Source organism: Streptomyces sp. NPDC049627, from assembly GCF_044465645.1.
Lineage (GTDB): Bacteria > Actinomycetota > Actinomycetes > Streptomycetales > Streptomycetaceae > Streptomyces.
Window position 1 is genome coordinate 460,709 of the sequence record NZ_JBITLW010000007.1, and the last position, 22,851, is coordinate 483,559.

The 22,851-nt window shown below is 71.4% G+C and carries 22 protein-coding genes; 13 read left to right on the forward strand and 9 right to left on the reverse strand.

Annotated elements, in window-relative coordinates:
* Window positions 1-36 precede the first annotated feature (36 nt).
* Window positions 37-633 (reverse strand): 2-oxo-4-hydroxy-4-carboxy-5-ureidoimidazoline decarboxylase, encoded by a 597-nt coding sequence (locus tag ACIBU0_RS21745; protein ID WP_398820706.1) that lies wholly within the window; start codon window positions 631-633, stop codon window positions 37-39.
* A gap of 233 nt (window positions 634-866) precedes the next feature.
* On the opposite strand from ACIBU0_RS21745, the gene ACIBU0_RS21750 reads away from it, so the two are divergent.
* From ACIBU0_RS21750 to ACIBU0_RS21760, 3 genes are all read left to right on the forward strand, one after another.
* Window positions 867-2,480 (forward strand): glycoside hydrolase family 20 protein, encoded by a 1,614-nt coding sequence (locus ACIBU0_RS21750; protein WP_398820852.1) that lies wholly within the window; start codon window positions 867-869, stop codon window positions 2,478-2,480.
* 92 nt (window positions 2,481-2,572) lie between these two features.
* Window positions 2,573-3,070: a hypothetical protein gene (locus ACIBU0_RS21755; RefSeq protein ID WP_398820708.1), complete on the forward strand. Its 498-nt coding sequence runs from the start codon at window positions 2,573-2,575 to the stop codon at window positions 3,068-3,070.
* Window positions 3,071-3,185: 115 nt separating this feature from the next.
* Complete coding sequence (locus ACIBU0_RS21760; protein ID WP_398820710.1) at window positions 3,186-3,758, forward strand: hypothetical protein; 573 nt, start codon at window positions 3,186-3,188, stop codon at window positions 3,756-3,758.
* Window positions 3,759-3,818: 60 nt separating this feature from the next.
* On the opposite strand, the gene ACIBU0_RS21765 is transcribed toward ACIBU0_RS21760, so the two are convergent.
* Window positions 3,819-4,313: a DUF1877 family protein gene (locus ACIBU0_RS21765; RefSeq protein ID WP_398820712.1), complete on the reverse strand. Its 495-nt coding sequence runs from the start codon at window positions 4,311-4,313 to the stop codon at window positions 3,819-3,821.
* A 184-nt stretch (window positions 4,314-4,497) separates the two neighbouring features.
* Between ACIBU0_RS21765 and ACIBU0_RS21770 the strand changes: the two genes are divergently transcribed.
* Window positions 4,498-4,905 (forward strand): hypothetical protein, encoded by a 408-nt coding sequence (locus ACIBU0_RS21770; RefSeq protein ID WP_398820714.1) that lies wholly within the window; start codon window positions 4,498-4,500, stop codon window positions 4,903-4,905.
* A 512-nt stretch (window positions 4,906-5,417) separates the two neighbouring features.
* Here ACIBU0_RS21770 and ACIBU0_RS21775 read toward each other — a convergent pair.
* Window positions 5,418-6,308 carry a septum formation family protein gene (locus tag ACIBU0_RS21775; RefSeq protein WP_398820716.1) on the reverse strand — a complete coding sequence of 297 codons (891 nt, stop codon included), beginning with the start codon at window positions 6,306-6,308 and terminating at the stop codon, window positions 5,418-5,420.
* A 374-nt stretch (window positions 6,309-6,682) separates the two neighbouring features.
* Here ACIBU0_RS21775 and ACIBU0_RS21780 point away from each other — a divergent pair, with 374 nt between their 5' ends.
* The 6 genes from ACIBU0_RS21780 to ACIBU0_RS21805 all read left to right on the forward strand — a co-directional run bounded on the left by ACIBU0_RS21780 (window position 6,683) and on the right by ACIBU0_RS21805 (window position 11,736).
* Complete coding sequence (locus ACIBU0_RS21780) at window positions 6,683-7,075, forward strand: hypothetical protein (RefSeq protein WP_398820854.1); 393 nt, start codon at window positions 6,683-6,685, stop codon at window positions 7,073-7,075.
* Entirely contained in the window at window positions 7,072-7,938 is an 867-nt protein-coding gene (locus ACIBU0_RS21785; RefSeq protein ID WP_398820718.1) for a hypothetical protein, read from the forward strand. Before ACIBU0_RS21780 ends, ACIBU0_RS21785 begins: the two co-directional genes overlap by 4 nt.
* A gap of 104 nt (window positions 7,939-8,042) precedes the next feature.
* A complete protein-coding gene (locus tag ACIBU0_RS21790) occupies window positions 8,043-8,660 on the forward strand; it encodes an RNA polymerase sigma factor (protein ID WP_398820720.1) in 618 nt (205 codons plus the stop codon).
* A 215-nt stretch (window positions 8,661-8,875) separates the two neighbouring features.
* The gene (locus tag ACIBU0_RS21795) at window positions 8,876-9,679 is read left to right on the forward strand and encodes a hypothetical protein (protein WP_398820721.1); all 804 of its coding nucleotides are present in this window, start codon (window positions 8,876-8,878) and stop codon (window positions 9,677-9,679) included.
* A 435-nt stretch (window positions 9,680-10,114) separates the two neighbouring features.
* Window positions 10,115-10,777, forward strand: a complete 663-nt coding sequence (locus ACIBU0_RS21800) for an RNA polymerase sigma factor (protein WP_398820723.1) — start codon at window positions 10,115-10,117, stop codon at window positions 10,775-10,777.
* Window positions 10,777-11,736: a hypothetical protein gene (locus tag ACIBU0_RS21805; RefSeq protein ID WP_398820725.1), complete on the forward strand. Its 960-nt coding sequence runs from the start codon at window positions 10,777-10,779 to the stop codon at window positions 11,734-11,736. Before ACIBU0_RS21800 ends, ACIBU0_RS21805 begins: the two co-directional genes overlap by 1 nt.
* A 258-nt stretch (window positions 11,737-11,994) precedes the next feature.
* On the opposite strand, the gene ACIBU0_RS21810 is transcribed toward ACIBU0_RS21805, so the two are convergent.
* Window positions 11,995-12,837, reverse strand: a complete 843-nt coding sequence (locus ACIBU0_RS21810; protein ID WP_398820856.1) for a L,D-transpeptidase family protein — start codon at window positions 12,835-12,837, stop codon at window positions 11,995-11,997.
* A 139-nt stretch (window positions 12,838-12,976) separates the two neighbouring features.
* Here ACIBU0_RS21810 and ACIBU0_RS21815 point away from each other — a divergent pair, with 139 nt between their 5' ends.
* Together ACIBU0_RS21815 and leuE are read left to right on the forward strand one after the other, a co-directional pair.
* The gene (locus tag ACIBU0_RS21815) at window positions 12,977-14,557 is read left to right on the forward strand and encodes a methylmalonyl-CoA mutase (RefSeq protein WP_398820727.1); all 1,581 of its coding nucleotides are present in this window, start codon (window positions 12,977-12,979) and stop codon (window positions 14,555-14,557) included.
* Between the two features lie 16 nt (window positions 14,558-14,573).
* Window positions 14,574-15,221, forward strand: a complete 648-nt coding sequence (gene leuE / locus ACIBU0_RS21820) for a leucine efflux protein LeuE (RefSeq protein ID WP_398820729.1) — start codon at window positions 14,574-14,576, stop codon at window positions 15,219-15,221.
* Window positions 15,222-15,255: 34 nt separating this feature from the next.
* Here leuE and ACIBU0_RS21825 read toward each other — a convergent pair whose 3' ends face one another.
* Entirely contained in the window at window positions 15,256-16,680 is a 1,425-nt protein-coding gene (locus ACIBU0_RS21825) for an FAD-dependent oxidoreductase (RefSeq protein ID WP_398820731.1), read from the reverse strand.
* Between the two features lie 73 nt (window positions 16,681-16,753).
* Here ACIBU0_RS21825 and ACIBU0_RS21830 point away from each other — a divergent pair, with 73 nt between their 5' ends.
* A complete protein-coding gene (locus ACIBU0_RS21830; RefSeq protein ID WP_398820733.1) occupies window positions 16,754-17,404 on the forward strand; it encodes a TetR/AcrR family transcriptional regulator C-terminal domain-containing protein in 651 nt (216 codons plus the stop codon).
* Between the two features lie 25 nt (window positions 17,405-17,429).
* On the opposite strand, the gene ACIBU0_RS21835 is transcribed toward ACIBU0_RS21830, so the two are convergent.
* From ACIBU0_RS21835 to ACIBU0_RS21850, 4 genes are all read right to left on the reverse strand, one after another.
* Window positions 17,430-18,350 carry a class I SAM-dependent methyltransferase gene (locus ACIBU0_RS21835; RefSeq protein WP_398820735.1) on the reverse strand — a complete coding sequence of 307 codons (921 nt, stop codon included), beginning with the start codon at window positions 18,348-18,350 and terminating at the stop codon, window positions 17,430-17,432.
* 605 nt (window positions 18,351-18,955) lie between these two features.
* Window positions 18,956-20,125 (reverse strand): acyltransferase family protein, encoded by a 1,170-nt coding sequence (locus ACIBU0_RS21840; protein WP_398820737.1) that lies wholly within the window; start codon window positions 20,123-20,125, stop codon window positions 18,956-18,958.
* Window positions 20,126-20,374: 249 nt separating this feature from the next.
* Window positions 20,375-21,709 (reverse strand): alpha-2,8-polysialyltransferase family protein, encoded by a 1,335-nt coding sequence (locus tag ACIBU0_RS21845; RefSeq protein WP_398820739.1) that lies wholly within the window; start codon window positions 21,707-21,709, stop codon window positions 20,375-20,377.
* Window positions 21,706-22,683, reverse strand: a complete 978-nt coding sequence (locus ACIBU0_RS21850; RefSeq protein ID WP_398820858.1) for a glycosyltransferase family 2 protein — start codon at window positions 22,681-22,683, stop codon at window positions 21,706-21,708. Before ACIBU0_RS21850 ends, ACIBU0_RS21845 begins: the two co-directional genes overlap by 4 nt.
* Window positions 22,684-22,851: the final 168 nt, after the last annotated feature.

Sequence of the window (22,851 nt, forward strand, 5' to 3'; positions counted from 1 at the left end):
TGTGATCAAACTGGCACGCGGATGGGTTATTGGCGGCTAATGGGCTGGTGCGTCCTGTTTTTTGCCGGGTGCGGCGTCGTTGGGGCTGGTCGCGCAGTTCCCCGCGCCCCTCAGGGAGCCGACCAACCGGCCCCTTGCGAGGCGCCGGAGTTCCTCTGCCGCCACGACCCGCTCTTCTTCCGGATCGTTCGTCAAACGTGACCGGATGCCCGCCAGGACGTGGTCCAGGGCCTCGTCCGGCGGCAGGTGGTCCAGGCAGATCACGAACGCGTGGCCGAAGCGTGCCTCATAGGCGGCATTTGCTGCGCTCAGTGCCGTATGTGCTGCTCCGTACGTGCTCTCCGGCAGCACCGGCAACGTTTCTCCTGACAGCGCCTCCGCCAAATCGCCCGGGGCCAGGTCGTACGCCGCCTCGTCCGAGGCCGCCAGCAGGGAGTCGACGTCGGGATACGGGCGGTGGCCTGCGATGCGGGTGGCCCAGCGCGGGCTGTGCAGGCAGGCGAGGAGAGTCTCGTGGACCTCGTCGGCGGGAGCGGTGTTGAAGGACTCCAGCGCATTCGGGGACGGTGGAGTGCGGGTCTGCTCGGGGAGCGACGGTATGGCGACTCGGCCAGGAAGGTGTGTGGGCGTCACGTGGGTTTCGGCAGGGGATTTTGGGAGAGGAGTGGCGCCACGTTATCGAGTGTGGACGTGACGTGTCCGACGGATGCCCGAATTTCAGTCGAACGGGAGAGTTTCGGAACGTGTGGTGGACGGCTGACGGAGCTCGCGGGGCGAGTGTCCCCGGGCTCGCTTAGGTTGGCGCTGTGAGCCAGCACAAGCACAAGCGCCGGTCATCGGCGAAGAGCGCGCTGACGCAGACGTGGGTGCTGATCGTCGCTGTGGTCGTCGTGACGGTCGCGGCCGGGGTGAGCCTCGGACTCCTGGCCACCGGCGACGACGGAGACGCCGGCGGGTCGCCGCAGGGGGGTACGGCCCCCGGCACGTCACAGGCCGCCTCGCCGCCGGGCTCGCAGAGGACGACCGCCCCGACCCCGACACCCACCCGGTCGTACCCGCTCTCCAAGGCGCCCCGGACGATCCCCGCCGTGCGCTCCCACACCGCAGCCCGCGGACCCGGCTGGCGTCCCGCGCGCGGGGAGCGCGTCGTGGTGAGCGACGCCGGGCTCGCCGACGAGGGGCGGCTCATCGCGGGTGAGCTGGGGCTGACGTACGCCGGCGAGAAGAAGGACGTGCGCGCCGGGGACGTGCGGCTCGCCCTGAAGAGCGGGGCGGGTGCGGGAGCGGAGTCGTACACCATGACCGTGCGCGATGGGCGCGTGGAGATCAGCGGGCCCGGTGAGGCCGGGGTCTTCTACGGGACCCGGACGCTCAAGCAGGAGGTCCACGGCGGGGGTACGGCGCCGGAGGGCGTCGTGCGTGACGCGCCCGCGAAGCCGGTGCGCGGGTTCATGCTCGACATCGCCCGCAAGCCGTTCACCGCGGACTGGATCGAGGACCGGGTGCGGGAGCTGGGCGACCTGAAGTTCAACCAGCTCGGTCTTCATTTCTCCGACGACCAGGGCTTCCGGATCCAGTCCGACAGCCATCCCGAGATCGTGTCCCAGCAGCATCTGACCAAGGCGCAGGTTAGGAAGATCGTCGCGCTGGCCGCCGGCCGGCACATCACCGTCGTACCGGAGATCGATTCGCCCGGGCATCTGGGGGCGGTCATCGCCGCGCATCCCGAGCTGCAGCTGCGCAAGGCGTCCGGCGTGGCCACTCCCGGGGCGATCGACATCTCCAAGGACGAGTCCGCCGACATCGTCGACGACCTGCTGAACGAGTACGCCGGCCTCTTCCCCGGCGGCCAGTGGCACCTCGGCGGCGACGAGTACCAGGCGCTGGTGGTCTCCGATCCGGAGGCGTCCTACCCGCAGCTCGCCGCCGCCGCCCGCGAGGCCTACGGCTCCGGCGGCACCGTCGCCGACCTCACCACCGGCTGGCTCAACGACCGCGCCGCCACCGTCCGCGCCCACGGCAGGACCGCACTGGCGTGGAACGACGGCTTCTTCCGGGACACGTCGGTGCAGCCCGACAAGCGGATCCAGGTCGCGTACTGGACGGGCAAGGAGATCGGTGCGCGGGTGCCCGTCGCGTATCTGGACGCGGGGCGCAAGCTGATCAACTACAACGACGAGTTCCTGTACTACGTGCTCGGGAAGCCGCGGATGTTCCCCCTTCCGACCGGCGAGAGGATCTACGAGCAGTGGACGCCGCGGGTGCTGCGGGGCGCGGTGGCCGTGCCCAGTGCGTACGACGGCCAGATCCTCGGCGGGTCCTTCGCGGTGTGGTGCGACATCGCCGACTCGCAGACCCAGGCGCAGGTCGCCGCCGGGATCCGGATGCCGCTGAGGGCGACGGTGCAGAAGCTGTGGGACGCGAGGAGCCCGGCGCTTTCCTGGACCGAGTTCCGCGGGCTGGCCGACCGGCTGGGCTAGCCGAGCTGTCGATTGGCCCATACGGCTGCGGACATCCGTACGACTGTGGTGTATTCGGCCCGAGCCGAACCGAACAGCCAGGGGGAACCGGGATGGGCTACTGGGGGTACTTCGTCGTGGGCCGCGGGGAGCGGCCGCTGGCGGAGCTGGACGCGCTGTCGGGTGTCGAGGGCCTGGCCCTGCGCGAGCGGGCACCGGGCGACTGGCAGGTGTGGGAGTACCCGAGCGGGGAGGGCGACGTCGGGAACATGAACGACCTGGCCCGCGAGACGGGGGCGCCCGCGCTGTTCGGGTACGTCATGGACAGCGACTGCGTGGTCGTGGAGGCCGCGGCGCCGCAGAGCGGGGCGTGGACGACCTGTCTGGGGCGGACCGCGATGGCCGCGTACCTCGGCGAGGACGGGCTCACGGTCGAGGACTACTTCCTCGACCCCTCCGACGCCGCCGAGCGGGCCGTCGCCTGGGCCGCCGAGGCCGGGCACGAGGTGAACGCCGAGTCGCTCGTGGACGTACTCACCGCTGAAGCGGACCCTTTGGCCGAAAACCTCTTCTTCCGGCTGCTCGACCGGCTGGGTGTCGTTTCGCTGTGACACTCAGGGCCCGTCGCACGCAGTAAGGGGAAGTGCGGGCTCCGTTAGGAAGGGGCCTGCCAGGGGCCTGTGCGGGGACCCCGACCCTCACAAAAGACCCGCTTAGGAGGCGTGGATGAGCCTGGTGGAACTGATCGCTCAGGCCGACGAACGCGGACTGGCCGCCAGCGGGTTGGCTTGTTTGGATCGGTGTGTGCCCCTGCTGGGCGGTGACGACGAGGTGCTGCGGCCGCTCTGGGCGAACCTCGCGACCGGTGGGGACCCGGCCGCCTGGGGTGGGCTGCTGGAGCAGGTGCGCGCCAAGCTGGGCATCGCGGAGGTCATGGACGACGAGGGCGTCGAGGACGAGGCCGCGCTGCTCGCCCGGCGCATGCTGGCCGCCGCGCCGGCCGTCCGGTCCGCCGCCGAGGCGCGGATATGGGCCGACGCCTGCTCGGTCGCCTCGCTCCAGGTGCACCGGCTTCTCGACCCCGCGGAGGACGAGGCGTCCTCGGTCGACGCACGCCGTGAGGGCCGTACGGAGGGCATGTCGCCGCTCGTCGCCGCCGAGCTGCGCCGCCAGGTCAGCGTGCTGGAGCTGCTCGCCGGGCATGGCGCGGGCGGGCTGCGGCGGGCGCTGGAGGTGTCGACGGAGGGACGGCGCGTGCTGCGGGCGGTGGTGTCGCGGCGGGCCCGGGGGAGGGTCTGACGCGCTGCCCCTCTGTTCGGCAGGTTCTGTTCGTCGGGTTCTCGTCGTGAGGCCTGTTTGTCAGACCATCAGCCACTTCACCACCGCGTCGCCGTAGTGGGCCGTCTGTGCGTAGAACGCGGTCAGGTCGCGGTGTGTCGCAGCGAAGAGGCCGCGCACTTCGGCTTCCGCGTCCGGCACGGAGTACGGCCGCAGCAGCTGCATGCGCGCGTGCCGCCACAGGCCGTCGAAGTCGGCCGCCTTGAGGTACGCGGCGACTCCGGTCACCTGGGAGGCGGTGAGCAGCAGGAACGGCGGCAGGGCGGAGTCGGTGTGGAACACCGGGCGGCCGCCGAGGACCACCTGGGTCCGGGGGCCTTCCGGCGCGTGGTTCGGGGGGATGCCGGAGTAGAGGGTCTCGACGTCGCCGTACAGCTTGTCGAGCACCTCCTCGCGATGCCGGCCGATCCGCTCCCGCACGGTGTTCCAGTCGTCCTCGAACAGACGCTGGAACCAGGTCGCGCTGTTGCGCAGCGCCGAGGGCGGCACCGCGCGCAGATGGAGGTACGTGCTCATCAGTGACTGGAGCGCACGGGAGCGGCGAAGCGTCACTCCCGCGTCAACCCGGCGCCTCGCGTAAACCTGGTTCGTGAGGGAGTCCTGTGGGCGTCGTGGGACGGAGGTGCGGCGGTCCTGCACCGGTCCCGGAAAGCCCCCGGATCCGGGTGACGAAAAGCAGTTCGGCCACGCTCTCCCCAATGTGACGACTCAGCAGGAAACCAGGCCCTCAGCTGCGACGAAGCCGGTGCGGTGGGCGGCGGACGCGGTGGCGGTGATGCGCGAGGGAGCGCGGCTGCGGCTCGACTACTCGGCGCAGAGCCTGTGGCGGGTCGACCGGATGATCGACGGCCTGCGTGACGAGGGCACGCCGTATGCCGCCGTGGAGACCACACTGCGCGGTCTCGGCGCGTACGCCGGGGAGGTGATCGTCCGTCAGACCGGCGCGGAGTGGTGGGCGTCGGGCGGCGATCACTGGATCCGTACGCCGGACGGGCGGCTGTGGGACCCGATCGACGAGGCGCGGCGGTGTTTCGCGGGCGACGGATCGCTGCGGTTGCTGTGCCGGGACGCGACACGGGGCCAGTCGCGCGAGCAGGCGCGGTGGTAGCGCGCCGCGGCCGGGCATGACCCGGCCGGGACCCCGTGAATGGGTGGGGTCCCGGCCGGGTCAGGTGACCTCGCATCCTCGGCGCCGGGCGCTCCGCACGTGTCCCGGGAGATGCGACCCCGCCTGCCCGAGGGTGTCAGCGCCCGCCCGAGGGCGTCAGCTCGACCAGACCTCGGCGTCGAACGGCAGGTCCGTGAGGTCATGGCCGGGCAGGTCCGCGAGCGGAACCGACGGGCCGAACGGGTCGCCGGTGTCCGCGGAGGCGGGCGCTCCGCACGTGGCCGGGGAGTTGCGACCCCGCCTGCCCGAGGGTGTCAGCGCCCGCCCGAGGGTGTCAGCTCGACCAGACGTCGGTGTCGGACGGGAGGTCCGTGAGGTCATGGCCGGGCAGGTCCGCGAGCGGAACCGGCGGGCCGAACGGGTCGCCGGTGTCCGCGGAGGCGGGCGCTCCGCATGTGGCCGGGGAGTTGCGACCCCGCCTGCCCGAGGGTGTCGGCGCCCGCCTGAGGGCGTCAGCTCGACCAGACCTCGGCGTCGTCGGCCGGGACGGTGGTGGCCAGGCCCAGTTCCTTGCGGGCGGCGACCGTCTTGTTCGGGTCGAGGCCGGTGAAGGCCGGGTCGTAGGCGATGTAGAACGCGTCGGCGTCGGCGGCGTTCGCGGCCTTCTTCCAGCTCTGGGCCGTCTTCGTCAGCTGCTCGCGGAGCTTGCCGACCTCCGTGCCGTCGATGCCCTTCAGGCCCGCGAGGTGCGTGTCGAGGGCGGCCGCGACGGCCTTGGCCTGCTTCTTGTAGCCGGCCAGGTCGTCCTCGACGGTGTCCGACTCCGGCTGGTTCGCCCACAGCGCGTCGTAGACGGCGTTCGCGCCCTTGAGGTACGTGGTCTGCTCGGGCTTCAGCGACTTCGCGTCGGCCGTCATCGAGCCGGTGAACCGGCCCTTCTCCTTGGTGTAGGTGCAGGTCACGGCGCGGTCGCCGGTCGCCCAGCTCTCCTTGGTCGGGGTGTAGTAGAAGACGGCGACCCCCTTGGGCAGCGCCCAGGTGTCCGGGGCGACCTTCCCCGCCTCCACCGGGCACTGCTTGTCGGCGACCGCCCAGACCTTCTCGTCGCCGGGGTACGCCTTCGCGTCGTCGAGCTTGAAATCGCCGACGACCTGGCCCTCGTGCGCCTCGTCGCAGGGCACGATCTCGACGAGGATCTCCTCGCCCTCACCCTTGGTGTTCGGGTTGTAGCAGTCGCCGATCTCCAGCGAGAACACCGACCGCTGGCGGGCCACCTTCTTCGCGCCGTCCTTGGCGCTGTCGACGGCGTCGGAGACATCCGAGCAGCCCGCCGCGCCGATCGCGAGCAGGGCGACGGCGGCAGATATGCCACGAACCGAACGGAATGGGCTACGGATAGACATGACGTGTACATCCTCTTACGCGGGCTTTATGAGGGGGGCGCGCGCATCGTATGCCATTCCTGAAACCTGGCTGTGCGAAGTCCCCGCCGCTCAGCGCGGGTGCGCGGCAAGGTCTCTGACCCCCGATCAGCCGCAATGGTTGTACGGGGACACCGCGGCGGTTCGACGCTCATGGCCGGACACACGAGGAGTCGAAAGGTTGTACGCGTCGGGTGACTTCACCGTGTGGGAAGGAACACGCCCGTTACCAGTGATGCTCACGAGGCATCGTCCGCTGGGTCAGCGGGGGGACCGGCAGGAGTCCCTCCGCCGAACGAGCAAAGGGGTGGGGTCCCGTGGGCACAGCGGAGGAACGGGCGCCGGGCGCCCGCGGGATGGGACCGTACGCCGCGGCCTTCGTCACCGGTGTCACCGCCAGGCACCGGCTGCCGCTGGACTACTCGGTGGCCAGCCTGCGCATCGTCGACTCCCTGATCGACGGACTGCGCAAGGGCGGCGCCGACCGGGAGGGCGCGCGGGGGACGCTGCTGGGGCTCGGGGCGTACGTCGGTGAGGTCCTCGTGCGCCGGGCGGGGGCGGTGTGGGTGGACTTCGACGCCGACCAGTGCGCCTACTTCGGCCAGCGGGTCGGAGTGCGCATGCCGGACGGGCGGGTCTGGAACCCGCTCGGCAAGGTCCTCAACCGGTTCGAGCTCGGTGGCCCCGAGGAGTCCCTGCAGATCTTCTATCTGACCCTGCACGGGCGGGCGCGGAGGGCCGTGGCATGAGAACACCGCTCACGGCGACGGCCGCGCTCCTCCTCTCCGCCGCCCTCACGGGGTGCGCGGCCGACGACGCGCCGCCCGCCGAACCGAGCCGCCCGGCCGCCGCACCCGCCCCCGTCGACTCCTCCTCCGCACCCGCACCCGAGACCTCCGCCGACTTCCTCGCGCTGGCCGAGAAGGCGATGGCCGCCCAGAAGGGCTGGCGGTTCACGGTGAAGGGGAGTGAGGGCCTGGTCCTCCAGGGCCGGACCAGCGGCGCCACGTACTCCGCCACCGTGCACCGGACGACCGGCGCCTCATGGGCGCTGCACTCGGTCGGCAGCATCCGCAGCAGCAAGGGCACGACCAGGTCCGAGGCGGTCTACGTCGTCGACGGCGTCGGGTACGTCAAGGACGGCGACGCCGCCTGGCGGCACGGGCCCCTCACCGACCCGGAGATCGCGGACAAGGTCGAGGACCCGATGGCCGCCCTCGACGCCTTCGCGGACTACGGGGACGCCGTCACCCTCACCGCCTCGGACCGGAGCGTCGAACTGCGCGTCCGTACGACGTCCGCCGCGCTGCCCGCCGTGCGGGACCAGGGCGTCGTACGCAAGGCGCTGCGCGAACTCGCCCCGACGCTGGAGCAGTTGCGCGCGGCCGGCGTCACGGCACCGGAGAGCGGGATCACCGTGGAGCGGGCCGAGGAGACGCTCGTGCTGAACCCCTCGACGTACCGGATCACTTCGCACACCTTCCGGTGCGTCCTGCGTATCCCGTACGGAACCCAGGGCATCCGCTATGCCCAGGAAGTGACCGAGCGGACGGCGGGGCCGTACACGGGGGCCGTCGCCCTGCCGGAGGGAGCGGCGACGTCCGCGCTGTGACACTTCTGTGAAGCCAGGCGCTGTTGTGCGTGGAGGGACGTCGACAACGTGGGCGTGCCGCAAGGTGCGGATTCGTCACGAACCGGTACGGACGAGGACAGTTCTTGGGCCACGGAGGGAAACCCCGCCGCGTGCACGCGCACGACGAGGAATTGGGCGCGTCTGTCGCGAGGGCCCAGGAGGGCGACGAGGCCGCGTTCGCGGTCGCGTACCGGCTGGTGCAACCGGGGCTGCTCGGGTACCTGCGCGGGCTGGTCGGGGGAGACGCGGAGGACGTGGCGTCCGACGCCTGGCTGGAGATCGCCCGCGACCTCGGCCGGTTCAAGGGCGACGGAGCCGGGTTCCGGGGCTGGACGGCGACGATCGCCCGGCACCGGGCGCTGGACCATCTGCGCCGGCAGAAGGTACGGCCCCGGTCGTCGGCGCTCGAACAGGACGTACTGGACCTGCCCGGTCCGGACAGCACGCACGACCAGGCGCTGGAGTCGCTCTCCACCGAGCGCGCCCTGGAGCTGCTCCGGGGGCTGCCGCGGGACCAGGCCGAGGCGGTGCTGCTGAGGGTCGTCGTAGGCCTCGACGCCCCCGCCGCGGCACGCGTCCTCGGCAAGCGCCCGGGTGCGGTGCGCACGGCCGCGCACCGGGGACTGAAGCGCCTTGCCCAGCAGCTGGGCGCCGCAGGTGTGACGGATGACGGCCCCCGGACGCTGGGGGAATCGAAATGAACGGCGCGATGAGTCGTACGGAGCGTGGGGGACGTACAGGCTCTACGAGGTTGTGAGCCACAGCAGTCATACAGGTCACGTAGATCACGTACGACGCGGGGGGACCAAGGGCCGTAACGGCAGACAGAGCAGTTCGACAGGAACGGGAAGCGGACATGGGTGAACAGCAGAGCGGCGGTGGAGCCCTCGGCCGTCGGCGTGTGCACCCTGACGGCATGACCCACGGCCACGCGTCCGGCCGGGCCCTGGCGCTCGACGACGCCGAGCTGGAGGCGCTGCTCTCCGCCGCCGTCCTGCGCGGGCACCCCGTGGACTCCGAGCGCGAGCAGCGTGCCGTGGCCGCGTACCTGGCCGCCCGGGCCGCCGGGGCCCACCGGGCGCGCACCCGGCACCGGGACGACTGGCGGCCCCGGGAGCAGCGGCGGCTGGCGCGGTCGCTGAAGACGGCCCTGTCCCTGTTCGCCGCGAGCCTGACGCTGGGCGGAGTGGCGTTCGCGGCGATCGGCTCGTCCCACGCGCCGGACGACGCCGGCGACAAGGGCGGACCCACCCCGTCGGCCGGTGCCTCCGACCGGCCGGGCACCGGACCCTCCTCCGCGGCGTCCGGCGCCGCCTCCGGCAAGCCCGAGCACCCGGCCGCCGCCCAGGACACCGAGGCCAAGTGCCGTGCCTACGACGAGGTCGGGGGCCGCGGCGACGCGCTGGACTCGACGGCCTGGCAGCGGCTGGTCACGGAGGCGGGCGGCGCGGACAAGGTGGCCGCGTACTGCGCCGAGCAGCTGGCCCGGACCACGCCCACGAGCAGGCCGGGCCAGACGGCCACCCCGGGCCGCGGAGCGGGCGACGCGGCGAACGGGGCCGACGGCAGTGCGGCGAACGGTGCCGACGGCGGCGGCGCGGACAACGCAGGCAATGCGGAGAGCGGCGCCGACAACGCCGAGGGCGGCGCGGGCAACACGAACAGTGGCGCGGGTGAGGACCAGGGCGACAAGGCCCCGGGGAACGGCTCGAAGAACTGACGCTCGGCGAGAGGCCCTGACCGCGCCCGCCGTCTCTCGTCCGGCGGCGCTCGATATCCGCTGTCTCCACCCGCCAGGGGCCGTGCCCCGTGCGCCGAGGCGACGGCCGGGGCCGCCACCCCCCACAGGAGAGGCCCCGGCCGTCGCGCGGCACGGGCCGCGCGGCGGCCCGTACTCTCTACAGCGCCGCGACTGCGTTTTCTGTCACACCCGGGCGGACACTTTCGCAGATTCCCAGGTGGTTGCATGTTGTACGGACATGGACGAGCAGCGCTTTCACGCCGTAACGTGCCTTTCGCGCCGACGGCGGAGGAGAAAAGACCACCCGACGGACCAGCGGCCCTGGACCGTAGTCACTATGAGGAACCACGACGGCGAGAATTCCGGTCCGCGAGAGCGGCGCCGGCTTGGGCGCAAAGAAGGGCACCACCACCAGTGCTGGGGGACGACGCGGAGCTGACAGCCGCGGTGCTTGCGGCACAGGACGGGGACGAGACCGCGTTCCGGACTGTGTACCGATCCGTGCACCCGCGGCTGCTCGGGTACGTACGGACGCTGGTCGGCGACCCCGACGCCGAGGACGTCGCGTCGGAGGCATGGCTGCAGATAGCCCGTGACCTGGACCGCTTCAGCGGGGACGCGGACCGCTTCCGCGGCTGGGCCGCCCGGATAGCCCGCAACCGTGCGCTGGACCACATACGCATGCGCGGCCGCCGCCCCGCCATCGGCGGCGACGAGACGGAGCTGACCGGGAAGGCCGCCGAGTCCGACACCGCGGGGGAGGCCATGGAGGCCCTGGCCACCGACGGCACCCTCTCCCTCATCGCACGGCTGCCGCAGGACCAGGCCGAGGCCGTCGTCCTGCGCGTGGTCGTGGGGCTCGACGCCAAGACGGCCGCGGAGACGCTGGGCAAGCGTCCGGGTGCGGTACGGACCGCCGCGCACCGGGGCCTGAAGCGGCTGGCCGAGCTGCTCGGCGACGATCCGGAATCGGCCGGGGTCCTCGACGCCCTGCCTCCCCAGCGAGGAACCCGCGACCGCGCGGTGACGTCTGCGAGTGTGACGCAGATGCGTCCGCGGACGCAGAAGGATGTGTGATGGCCGACGAGCAGTACAGGTGGCTGGACCGCGATACGGCGGAGCGACTGCTGCGCGGAGAGTCACTCGAAGCTGTCGACGCGGCTGATCGCGACCAGGCCGAACAGCTCGCCAAGACCCTTGAGGCTCTGACCCTCGAACCCCCGCTGAGCAGCGCGGAACTCCCCGGAGAGGCGGCCGCGCTGGCGGCGTTCCGCGCGGCGCGCGCGGACCGTGACGACGTTGCCATGACGGTCGGCCACCGCTCCGGCTCCCCGGCCTCCCGGGCCGGCGACGTGGGGCTCGTCCGCATCGGCGGCCCCGCCCGCGCCGCCCGTCGCCCCCGCTGGGGCCGTCCGGTGCGGTTCGGCCTGGCCGCCGCGCTGGCCGTCGGCATGGTCGGCGGGGTCGCGGTCGCGGCCGGAACCGGAGTGCTCAGGACGCCGTTCGGCGGCGACGACCCGGCCCGCCCCGCCGCCTCGGTCTCGGCGGCGGTGCCACCGGAACGCCCCCTCATCTCGCCCTCGCCGGACCTCGGCGCGCGGAACGAGCCCACGCCCCCCGGCACCTCGAAGAACTCCCCCGGACCCGGCGCCCCGCGGGGCACCGCACCGGGTGGCTCCGCCGGGGACCGTGAGTCCGCCGGTGAGCACGGGGGCAAGCAGTCGGGCGGCCGGCGGAAGTCCGTCTCGGCCTGCCGCGACATGCGCGACGGCAAGCAGCTGTCCGGCGACCGTCGCCGTGCCCTGGAGAGCGCGGCGGGCAGTGCCGCGCGTGTGTGGAAGTACTGCACGGGAGTCCTGACCGGCGCCGGTGAGAGCACGACCGCCCAGCAGGACGAGGGCAAGGGCGGCGACGGAAAGGACGAGGGCAAGGGCCGCGGCAAGGGCGGGCACGGCGCCGAGCACCCCGCGCGGGGCAACGGCCACCGCACGAACGGTGCCGCCGCGACCCCGAGCCCGTCGTACAGCGCGCTCTGAGCTGAGTGCAGCTCCTGGCCGTCACTCCCGCCACAAGCCGCTGACCTGCGGTTTTGTATCTCGTAGAAAAATCTTCGCGCCGGGAGTGACGTTTTCGGACCGGGTGGCGCTGATGAAAGTGAGCCGACTGGTCATCGGCCGTCGCACAGAGCCGGGGTTCCCCCCGTACCTGCGGCTCGTGCATCGGCGCGGGCGGGACACGTTCCCCCGGTCCCGCCCGCGCCCCACTTCTCCCGCACTTCGGGGAGCCCCCCCGCCTCACCAGTGGACGACGACCTTGTCGCCGGTCCTCACCCGGGCGAACATCTCCGCGATGGCCCGCTCGTCCGCCACGTTGACGCAGCCGTGCGAGGCACCGGCGTAGCCCCTGGCCGCGAAGTCGGACGAGTAGTGCACCGCCTGGCCGCCGCTGAAGAACATCGCGTACGGCATGGGCGAGTCATAGAGCGTCGACACATGGTGCCGGGACTTCCAGTAGACGCTGAACACACCTTCCCGTGTCGGTGTGTACTGCGCCCCGAACCGCACCGGCACCGTCAGGACCGTCCGCCCGTCGACCATCCAGCGCAGCGTCCGGCTCGACTTGCTGATGCACAGCACCCGGCCGGTCAGGCACCGCGCGTCCGGCGCGTCGGCCGGCTGCCCGCCCATCAGGTACAGATCCCACTTGCCGGGCTCGCGCGTCATCCTCAGCAGCCGCTGCCAGGTGACCTCGTCGGTCTTCCCCGTCTTCGGCAGCCCGCGCTTGCCCTGGAAGCCCCGCACCGCCTGCTCGGTCAGGTCGTCGTACGTCCCCGTCGGCCCGTCGAAGAGCCAGGCGATCTGCCGCAGGCGGGCCTGGAGCTCGCGTACGTCACGGCCCTCGTCGCCCCGCGACCACAGCACGGCGGGTGCCGCCGGCGGGGGCGTGGCGCTCGGCTTGTCGTCGTCGGGCGGGGCGGACTTCGCGGACGGCGTGCTGCTCGGGAGCTCTATGCGCACCGGCGAACGGTGCTCTTCGCCCGAGGCCTGCACGGTGCATCCGCACAACACCGCGAGCACGGCACCCGAGGCGAGCACGGCGGCCGGTGTACGCCGGGCCCTGACGTGGATCCTCCCCATGCCCCTGGTACGCATCCCGACCCCCCGTCGTCTCAGAGATGTTCCCCAGGGATGTTCCCCGCGCGTGACCGGTTGCGAACCAGGGGGCATGGTGGGAGACAGGGTGAACCAACCAGCACAGCGGACGCGGAGGCACACCATGGCGCGCGAGTCGGAGTCCGGACTGCCCATCGAGCCGGTCTACGGGCCGGACGCGCTGAGCGACTGGGACGCCTCCGAAAAGCTGGGCGAGCCCGGCGCATACCCCTTCACCCGCGGTGTCTATCCCTCCATGTACACCGGCCGCCCCTGGACCATGCGCCAGTACGCCGGCTTCGGCACGGCGACGGAGTCCAACGCCCGCTACCGCGACCTGATCGCACACGGCACGATGGGCCTCTCCGTCGCCTTCGACCTGCCCACCCAGATGGGCCACGACTCCGACGCGCCGATCGCGCACGGCGAGGTCGGCAAGGTGGGCGTGGCGATCGACTCGGTCGACGACATGCGGGTGCTGTTCGGCGGGATCCCGCTGGACAAGGTGTCGACGTCGATGACGATCAATGCCCCCGCGGCCCTGCTCCTGCTCCTCTACCAGCTGGTCGCGGAGGAACAGGGCGTCAGCGCGGACCGGCTGACGGGCACGATCCAGAACGACGTGCTGAAGGAGTACATCGCGCGGGGCACGTACATCTTCCCGCCCAAGCCCTCCCTCCGTCTGATCGCCGACATCTTCAAGTACTGCAGGGCCGAGATCCCGAAGTGGAACACGATCTCGATCTCCGGGTACCACATGGCCGAAGCGGGCGCCTCGCCCGTGCAGGAGATCGCGTTCACGCTGGCGGACGGCATCGAGTACGTCCGCACGGCGGTGGCGGCGGGCATGGACGTCGACGACTTCGCGCCCCGTCTGTCCTTCTTCTTCGTGGCCCGTACGACGCTCCTGGAAGAGGTCGCCAAGTTCCGCGCGGCACGCAGGATCTGGGCCCGGGTGATGCGTGAGGAGTTCGGCGCGAAGAACCCCAAGTCCCTGATGCTGCGCTTCCACACGCAGACGGCCGGCGTGCAGCTGACCGCCCAGCAGCCGGAGGTGAACCTGGTGCGCGTCGCCGTCCAGGGCCTGGCGGCGGTCCTCGGCGGCACGCAGTCCCTGCACACCAACTCCTTCGACGAGGCGATCGCGCTGCCGACGGACAAGAGCGCCCGCCTCGCCCTGCGCACCCAGCAGGTCCTGGCGTACGAGACGGACGTGACGGCGACGGTCGACCCCTTCGCGGGCTCGTACGTCATCGAGAAGATGACGGACGACGTCGAGGCGGCCGCCGTGGAGCTCATGCGGAAGGTCGAGGACCTCGGCGGCGCGGTCGCGGCCATCGAGCGCGGCTTCCAGAAGGGCGAGATCGAGCGCAGCGCCTACCGCATCGCCCAGCAGACGGACTCCGGCGAGCGGGTCGTGGTCGGCGTCAACCGCTTCCAGCTGGACGAGGAGGAGCCGTACGAGCCGCTCCGCGTGGACCCGGCCATCGAGGCCCAGCAGGCGGAACGGCTCGCGAAGCTGCGGGCGGAACGGGACCAGGGGGCGGTGGACTCGGCCCTCGACGCCCTGAAGAAGGCGGCGGAGGGGGAGGAGAACGTGCTGTACCCGATGAGGGAGGCGCTGCGGGCCCGGGCGACGGTGGGGGAGGTGTGCGACGCCCTGCGCGAGGTGTGGGGCACCTACGTGCCGTCGGACGCGTTCTGAGTGCGACACTCCTTCCATGCTCGGTGTCATAGACCTTCCCACCTATCTGGCAGGCCTCGTCCTGATCGTCCTGCTTCCCGGCCCCAACTCCCTGTACGTCCTGTCGGTCGCCGCCCGGCGAGGGGTGCGGGCCGGATACACCGCGGCGGCCGGGGTGTGGTGCGGGGACACCGTGCTGATGACGTTGTCCGCCGCCGGGGTCGCCTCCCTCTTGCAGGCCAACGCCGTGCTGTTCGGGATCGTGAAGTACGCGGGGGCCGGGTATCTGACCTGGCTTGCGGTGGGGATGCTGCGAGCCGCGTGGGGGATGTGGCGGGCCCGCCGGTCGCCGGTGGCCGAGGCGGCGGAGCCCGTGGACGCCGGTGAGCGGCCGTACCGCCGTGCGCTGGTCATCAGCCTCTTCAACCCCAAGGCGATCCTGTTCTTCGTCGCCTTCTTCGTGCAGTTCGTCGACCCCGGGTACGCCTACCCGGCGCTCTCCTTCGTCGTCCTGGGGGCGTTCGCCCAGCTCGCGAGCTTCCTGTACCTCAGCGCGCTGATCTTCAGCGGGACGAAGCTGGCCGACGCCTTTCGCCGTCGGCGGCGGTTGTCGGCGGGGGCGACTTCGGCGGCGGGGGCGTTGTTCCTCGGGTTTGCGGTGAAGTTGTCTCTCGCCAGTGCCTGACTCCCGCGCCCGGCCAGTGCATGACGCCAGTGCCTTACCGGAGACCTGCTCCCGCCAGGTACTCCCGCAATCCGTCGCCCCTGTCACCCGCCCACCCCACATAGCCGTCCGGCCGTACCAGGAACAGGCCGGTTCCGTACGACGCCTGCGCCTCTCCCCGGACCACGCCGATCGACCCGGGCAGCTCCGGGGCCTCCACTCCGACTGCCACCAGCGTCCAGTGCGGCCCCCGGAAGGCGTCGAAGAGCCGTACGCCGCCCAGCGTGCCGTCGGGTGCGCGGTCGCCCGCTCGTACCGGACCCGGCGTCGCCCGCGTCTCCGTCGTGAGCGTCGACTCGCGGTAGCCCAGGGCGAGTTGGCGGGTGGCCTCGCCGCGCCGGATCTCGCCGCGGTGGACGCCGGTCGACAGGCCGAGCATGTCGGCGGCGATGGGGCGCCGCTCCTCCTCGTACGTGTCCAACAGAGCGGCATCCGCCCCCTCCCGCAGTACCGCCCCCAGCTTCCACCCCAGGTTGTAGGCGTCCTGCACGCTGGTGTTGAGCCCTTGCCCGCCCGCCGGTGAGTGGACATGCGCGGCGTCCCCCGCGAGGAACACCCGCCCGTCCCGGAACCGGTCCGCGAGCGCCGCCCGCGGCCGGAAGTCCGAGGCCCACCGCACCTCGGTCACGTCCTCCGGCGCGAGGTGGGAGCGCGCGGCGACGACCTTGCGTACGCCCTCCAGCGAGACGTCCACGGCCGCCCCCTCCGCGAACTGGGCCACGACCTGGAAGTCCTCCGTACCCGCGAGGGGGCAGATGGCCAGAAAGCCCTCGGCCTCCCCGCTCGGTGGGAAGACGTGCCAGTTGTCGCGGTCCAGGCCGGTGATCCTGACGTCGGCCACCAGGATCGGGCTCGGGTCGACGGTCTCCCCGGTCATGCCGATGCCGAGAGACCGCCGTACCGCGGAACGGCCGCCGTCGGCGGCGACGACGTACCGCGCGCGGACGCTCTCGCCGCCCGCGAAGCGGACCGTCACTCCCTCCTCGTCCTGGATGATCCCGACGGCCTCCCGGCCGAAGGCGACCTTTCCGCCCAGCTCCTCCAGCCGCGCGAACAGCACCTCCTGCGTCCGCCACTGCGGCACCATCCACGGCTCGGTGTACGGCGAGTCCTCCGTCGCCTCGGCCGGGTCGAACATCCGGTGCTCGCCCACGCGCTGGCCGTCCTGCCAGATCATCCCGACCGGATAGTCGCCGCCCGCCGCGCGGATCGCGTCGAATACGCCCAGGTCGTCGAAGACCTCCATCGTGCGCGGCTGGATGCCCTTGCCGCGTGAGCCCGGGAACAGCCCGTCGGCCCGCTCCACGACCAGCGCGTCCACCCCGCGCCGGGCCAGGTCGATGCCGAGGGCCAGGCCTGTCGGGCCGGCGCCGACGATCAGGACGTCGGTGTCGAGGTCGATGCCCATATCGGTACGCATCGGGTGATCCTCCTTAACGCTGTTAAGTGCCGTCGGTCATGAGCGTGCCCTTAACGCCGTTAAGCTGTCAAGCGTGAACGCAGAACGCCGAGCGCCCCTCGACCGCCACCGCGTCGCCGACACCGCCCTCAAGCTCCTGAACGAGGTCGGACTGGACGGCCTGACCCTGCGCGCCATCGCCAGGGAGCTGGACGTCAAGGCGCCGGCCCTCTACTGGCACTTCAAGGACAAACAAGCGCTGCTGGACGAGATGGCGACGGAGATGTACCGCCGGATGGTCGCCGCGGCCCCCCTCGACCCCGCGGACACCTGGCAGGAACGCCTGCTCAAGTCCAACCGCGGACTGCGCGCGACGCTGCTCGGCTACCGCGACGGCGCGAAGGTCTTCAGCGGCTCACGCTTCACCGGCATCGAGCACGCCGAACAGATGGAGGACACCCTGCGCCTGTTCACGGCTGCCGGCTTCACCCTCGCCCGGGCGGTCCGGACGGTCACGACGACGTACCTCTACACCCTCGGCTTCGTCACCGAGGAACAGGGCGTCCAGCCGCTGCCGGGCGAGCGCCGCGAGGGCTACGAGGTGGATGAGCGGGCCCGCCTGATGGCCGACTTTCCGCTGTCGGCGCAGGCGGGCGCGGAGATCTTCACGGACTACGACCGGCACTTCGAGGAGGGGCTGGCCCTGGTGATCGCAGGGGTCGAGGTGCGGTACGGGATCGGCTGAGGGCGGCGGCGGAGGGGGCCGCGGATCAGCGCGTCCGGCGCCGGGAGTTGCGGACCGCGCGGGTGACGACCGGTGGGAGCAGGTCGGCGGCGAGCTTGCGGGCGCGGCTGCGGGGGGCCGTGGGGCGCGCGGGGTTGGGGGCGGGCGCGTCGGGGGAGGCGGGCTGTGCGGGGATGGCGTTCGCGTACCGGGACGGCGGGAACGGCGGGGCCTGGGTGCCCTTGGACTTGAGGCGGATGATGCGGTGCCCTGCCGCCTGCTGGACGCTCAGGCGGCAGTCCGTGCGCGCCCGCACCATCTCCAGCAGATCGTCCTGGACGGGCTTGGGGTCGCCCCACGTCCCGTACAGCTTCTGGGTGCTCAGGCATATCGGGCGCAGGCCACGGCTGAGCACGGCCTCCCAGGCGGCTATCGCGACGCCCGGTGTGTGCTCGGAGCGGAAGTCGTCCAGGACCACGATCCCGTCGGGCACCAGCAGGTCCTGGGCCGCGCCGATGTCGCCGTACACATGTTCGTACAGGTGCGAGGCGTCGACGTGGACGAACCTGCAGGAGCGCGGTGCGACCTCGTCGGGCACGATCGAGCTGGGACCATGCAGGACCCGGGGCAGCTCGGCGTGGAAGGAGAGGTAGTTCTCCTCGAAGGCCCGCCGGGTCAGCGAGCCGTACGACTTCTGCGACTCGGCCCGGTTGGCGTCGTCCGGTGCGTCCCCCTCGAAGAGGTCGCACACCGTGTAGCGCTCGCCGGGCTGGAGGCGGCGCCCGAGGAATATCGCGCTCTTGCCCATGTACACCCCGACTTCCAGCAGGTCGCCCCGCATCCCCGCGGATTGCTGCCGGTCGAGAAGCCAGTCGAAGAGCATCTGGTCGAGCGCGGGGAACCAGCCGGGGACGTCGTCGAGGGTGCCGGGGCGGCGGGCGGCGGGTGTGGACTCGTTGGCTGCCATGGGCGAGCACTCCGTTGGGGAACCTGCGGATCGGACGGGCACTCGGGCGCCTGCCCCCGGTGGGCAGTCGAAACCGGCCACGAGATGAACGACGGGACAACATCGCGTGGGGGCGGGGCGCAGGGGGGCCGGGCGGTGTGGCGACGGCTTCCCGGCTTGAGCTGGATGTGCCTGGGCGTGGATCGCTGTGGCGGAAGTTGTCCCGGTGAGGGGTGGGGGTGGCCGGTCTGGCCGGGAGTCGCCCTGCCTGGGTCGGCTCCGTCACCGGTGTGTGGGGGAGTTCGGTGGCCGGATCGGCTGTGTGGGGCTGGATGCGGCTGGACGTGAGCCGCTGCCTTGGGGCGTCGCCCCCGGCGGCGCGCGGGGCCGGCGTTCAGACGGGATATCCCCATGCCTGCGCCACCTCGGCGAGGCGCAGGCAGAGTTCGACGTTCGGGTGGGCGGCACGGGCGGCCCGGGTGCGGCCGGACTTGAGGGCGCTGGACCAGTCGCCCAGCTGAAGGCGGAGCGTACGTTCAGGCTCCCGCGCGGTGGGCGTCGTATCCCCGCTGACCAGGTGTCCTACCGCTTCCCTGATCCTTCCTCGGGATCCGCTCTTCCTGGAGTCAGCTCTTCCTGGAGACCCCGGACAGCTCGCGGCGTATCAGCGGCGTTGCCCAGTCCTCCACGTACCGGTTGAGCAGCCGGGCGAGGAGCAGCATCGCGGCGACCGTGAGCAGGACGGTGGCGTACGACGGAATGTTCAGCCCCTGGTGGAGTGCCTTGATGACGACCCAGCCCAGGTGTTCGTGGACGAGGTAGAACGGGTACGTCAGCGCGCCCGCGACCGTCAGCCAGCGCCAGTTCGCCCAGTGGAGCCAGCCCAGCGCGATCGCGGCCACGGCGACGAAGCCCAGGGTGACCACCAGGACGATGCCGAAGGAGCTGCGGTAGGAGAACGCGTCCACGTCCGGCGCGTGCCACAGGCGGTCGACCGCGTAGTGCTGGCCGATCAGCCAGCTCACGATCACGATGCCCCAGGCGTACGCGTCCCTGCGGTCGCGGTGCACCAGGTACAGGCCGACGCCGCCGATGAAGTACGGGGCGTACTCGGGCATCAGCACGATGTCGAGGAGCGGCTGGTTCGCGGCCTCCGCGATGGCGGCCGCGAGTGTCCAGCCGGCGCAGAAGAGGATCACCCGGCTACGGGTCGCGCCGGGCAGTACGACACACAGCGCGAACAGGGCGTAGAAACGGACCTCCGCCCACAGGGTCCAGCACACACCCAGCACCCGGTCGACCCCCAGCGGCTGCTGAAGCATCGTCAGGTTGAGGAGCGCGTCGCTGGGCGAGACCGCCTTGTAGGTGACGACCGGCAGGGCGAAGACGGCCGTCACGAGGATGATCGCCGCCCAGTAGGCCGGCAGCAGCCGGGCGGCGCGGGACGCGAAGAACGACTTCAGCGGCCTGCCCCAGCCGCTCATGCATATGACGAACCCGCTGATCACGAAGAACACCTGGACGCCCAGGCAGCCGTACGCGAAGTAGCCGTGCAGCGTGGGGAACTGCTGGGTGGGCGAGGTTCCCCAGGCATCGGTGACCTCGCCGCCGCGGCCGCCGTAGTGGTACGCCGCCACCATCAGCGCGGCGATCAGCCGCAGCCCGTCCAGGGCGCGCAGCCGGGTCTCACGGGGCTTGTCCGGCTTGGGCGGGCGGGACGTGACGGCCGGTGGCAGGACGGTGCGGACCACGGTGCCCGTGGAGGTCACTTGAGTGTCCTCGGGCGAGTCGATCACAGGATTCCCCTCGCTGGGATTCAGCCGGACCACAGCACACTAGTCCGATTCCGTCCCATGACTTCGGCCCGAGAGGCAAGGTTCGTCCGGTCGTCCGCGTGAGTTCACCTTTGTGTCGCTTCGGTGTCCGGGCCGCCCACCGTGCTTGATGAAGCCCGGTGCGGTACCGCGCCCCGTAAGGGGCGCGGGGAACTGCGCGACCAGCCCCCACCGGCCCGCGGATTCATTACCGTGCTTCCAGCGGAGCGCCTAGCGGCGAACCGCCCGCCGCAGGCTGCGGGCCTTGCGGGCGACGCGGCGGACCGTGGCGTTGCGGGGGATGAAGGCCAGCTGGGCCGGTACCCCGCCGGGCAGCGCCAGTGAGGTCAGGCGCTTGCGCTTGAAGTAGCGCATCGTGCGCTCGCTCAGGTTCTTCGCCAGGTACTGCTCGGTCTTCTCACGCAGCCGCGGCAGGATCTTCGGCTGCATCGCGAAGCCCACCGCGCTCACCAGCGCGCCCAGCGCGTCGACGTCCATGCCCCGGCGCTGCTCGGTGACCGCCGCACGGTCGCCCAGCTCCGGGAGCAGGGCGTCCACGATGGTGACGGGCACCCGGTTGCTGTTCTCGTAGGGCGTCAGCCGCTCCAGCAGCAGGTCCGTGCCCACGCGGGCGACGGGAAGGCCGTACAGCGCGGACGCGGTGAGCAGGGCGGTGGAGAAGCAGCCGACGACCAGCGCGGGGCGCGTCCGCTGGTACAGCACCTCGGCCAGGACCGGCGAGTCGAGCACGGTGAGCTCGACGCCGAGCTTCTCCGCCTCCTTCTCCAGACTGCGGGTGAAGCGGGCGGGCGCGGCGGGGTGCGGCTTGAACACCACCTTGTCGTGGCCGAGTGCGGCCGCACCCTTCAGCATCCGCACATGCAGCTGCTCCTCCTCCTCGGCGGTGAGGATGTCGAGCGCGGAGAGATACTGCCCGAGCAGCAGCGCGGGCTCCTCGATCTCCGGCAACGCCTCACCGGAGCCCACGAGTTCCGCCAGCACCTTGGTGATGGCCGGCGTCGGCACGATCTCCGCCGGCACGTCGAACTCCGTGAGCAGCAGCGGCTTCAGACCCGGCACCAGGTCGAGGTGGAGCACCCGGTCGACCCGGGTGCCGACCAGCGGGTCGATCTTGTTACGGGTCGGGCCGTAGCTCATCAGGCCGTCGGCGTAGACGGTGACCGGGGCGCCGGTGAAGATCTGCGCGAGGGCCAGCGACGGGTTGACCTGGATCGACTCGACGGCCAACTCGACGTCGTCGTCCCCGAGCTGCCACTCGTGGCGCAGATACCGCTCCCAAAGGGGCAGGTCGTCCTGCCGGGGCGACCAGCCACCGGGGTGGAAAGGGAAGATCGCCTCGTTGTACGACACCACGTCGTCGAAGCGGTCGCGCAGCCGCTCGAAGCCGGACACCTCGTCCGGGCCGGGTGTCGTCTCGGGCGTCGCCGCGTTGTTGCAGACCAGCAGGATGCGCCGGTCGGCGGGGCGGAAGCAGCCGGAGTCCAGGGCGGCGGCGAGGGTGGCCGTGCCGTACAGCGTCGACGCCTGGAAGATCTGGGTGGTCACGCGGCGGCCCCCGCGGGGGCGGGGCGGCGGCGCAGCCGGCGCAGCCTCGCGGCGCGCTGGATGTCCATGGAGTCGAGCGCCTCGTCCAGTACGTTCTGCGGCATGCGCCGCAGGGCCGCGGCACTCATGGATTTCAGCTTTTTCGCCACCGCGGGCTCGAACCTTTCGATGGATCCCAGATGATGGGAAATGATGGCGCAGTAAGTGCGCACGGCCTTCGGCAGGAGTGTCTCCGCCTGCGCGTCCTGCGCGGTTTCCTCGATGACCTGGTCGAACGCGCGAATGAAATCGAGTTGCCGCACATCACCGATCTGGGTGAGCGACGAGGCGACCCCGCGCCGGTAGAAGACGCCGAGCAGGCTCACCACGGCGAAGGAATCCGCCTCCCGGTGCAGCTTCCAGATCCAGGGCCGGTCCTCGGCCGTGCGCAGCCCGTCGGTGAAGTGCAGCAGCCCCTTGTCGACCAGTCGGCGGTGGTAGATCCCCGCCCAGGCGTACGCGTAGTCGACGGACGTGGAGCGGTCGGCGGGCAGGATCGCCTCGCGCGGCGTCATCACGACGTTCCGGCGCCCGTGCGGCACGCGTTGCACGGAGCGCGCCCGGGCGGTGCACTGGACGTGGTCGGTGCGCAGGAAGTCGCAGTCCAACTTCTCGATGGCGGCGACGAGTTCGGCGTAGTAGCCGGGGGCCAGCCAGTCGTCGCCGTCGAGGAACGTCAGGTACTCGCCGCGCGCCCGGTCGATACCGGTGTTGCGCGCGGTCGCGAGTCCTCCGTTCTTCTCGTGTCTGACATGTACCGCGCCTGGAAGCTCGCGCTCCGCGCGCGCGAGGATCTCTGGTGTCCCGTCGCGCGAGCAGTCGTCGACGAGAATGAATTCGAAGTCCTCACGTGCGTTCGCACGCAGGCTCTTCAGGGTGTCGGGCGCGTATTGCTGCACGTTGTAGAACGGCACGATGACGGAGAGCTTGACCACGCAATGGACGTTAGGCCGAAGCCCGGCATTCGTCTTGACGCTCGCCTTGATTCGAGGTGAACGACGCGTGGCGATGCCGTGAACCGGGCTTCTTTTCAACGACTCCGGGTCCCGATTCGCCGTTCGTCGATGTGCTGTTAACCGTTTGTTGCATTCGGGTTGGGCAGA

Bases quoted from the DNA above. Each gene is read 5' to 3' on its own strand.
- ACIBU0_RS21755 (WP_398820708.1), top strand. From the start codon at position 2,573: ATGGGCTACTGGGGGTACTTCGTCGTGGGCCGCGGGGAGCGGCCGCTG.
- ACIBU0_RS21760 (WP_398820710.1), top strand. From the start codon at position 3,186: ATGAGCCTGGTGGAACTGATCGCTCAGGCCGACGAACGCGGACTGGCC.
- ACIBU0_RS21765 (WP_398820712.1), bottom strand. From the start codon at position 4,313: ATGAGCACGTACCTCCATCTGCGCGCGGTGCCGCCCTCGGCGCTGCGC.
- ACIBU0_RS21775 (WP_398820716.1), bottom strand. From the start codon at position 6,308: ATGTCTATCCGTAGCCCATTCCGTTCGGTTCGTGGCATATCTGCCGCC.
- ACIBU0_RS21780 (WP_398820854.1), top strand. From the start codon at position 6,683: ATGGGACCGTACGCCGCGGCCTTCGTCACCGGTGTCACCGCCAGGCAC.
- ACIBU0_RS21785 (WP_398820718.1), top strand. From the start codon at position 7,072: ATGAGAACACCGCTCACGGCGACGGCCGCGCTCCTCCTCTCCGCCGCC.
- ACIBU0_RS21795 (WP_398820721.1), top strand. From the start codon at position 8,876: ATGACCCACGGCCACGCGTCCGGCCGGGCCCTGGCGCTCGACGACGCC.
- ACIBU0_RS21805 (WP_398820725.1), top strand. From the start codon at position 10,777: ATGGCCGACGAGCAGTACAGGTGGCTGGACCGCGATACGGCGGAGCGA.
- ACIBU0_RS21810 (WP_398820856.1), bottom strand. From the start codon at position 12,837: ATGGGGAGGATCCACGTCAGGGCCCGGCGTACACCGGCCGCCGTGCTC.
- ACIBU0_RS21815 (WP_398820727.1), top strand. From the start codon at position 12,977: ATGGCGCGCGAGTCGGAGTCCGGACTGCCCATCGAGCCGGTCTACGGG.
- leuE (WP_398820729.1), top strand. From the start codon at position 14,574: ATGCTCGGTGTCATAGACCTTCCCACCTATCTGGCAGGCCTCGTCCTG.
- ACIBU0_RS21825 (WP_398820731.1), bottom strand. From the start codon at position 16,680: ATGCGTACCGATATGGGCATCGACCTCGACACCGACGTCCTGATCGTC.
- ACIBU0_RS21835 (WP_398820735.1), bottom strand. From the start codon at position 18,350: ATGGCAGCCAACGAGTCCACACCCGCCGCCCGCCGCCCCGGCACCCTC.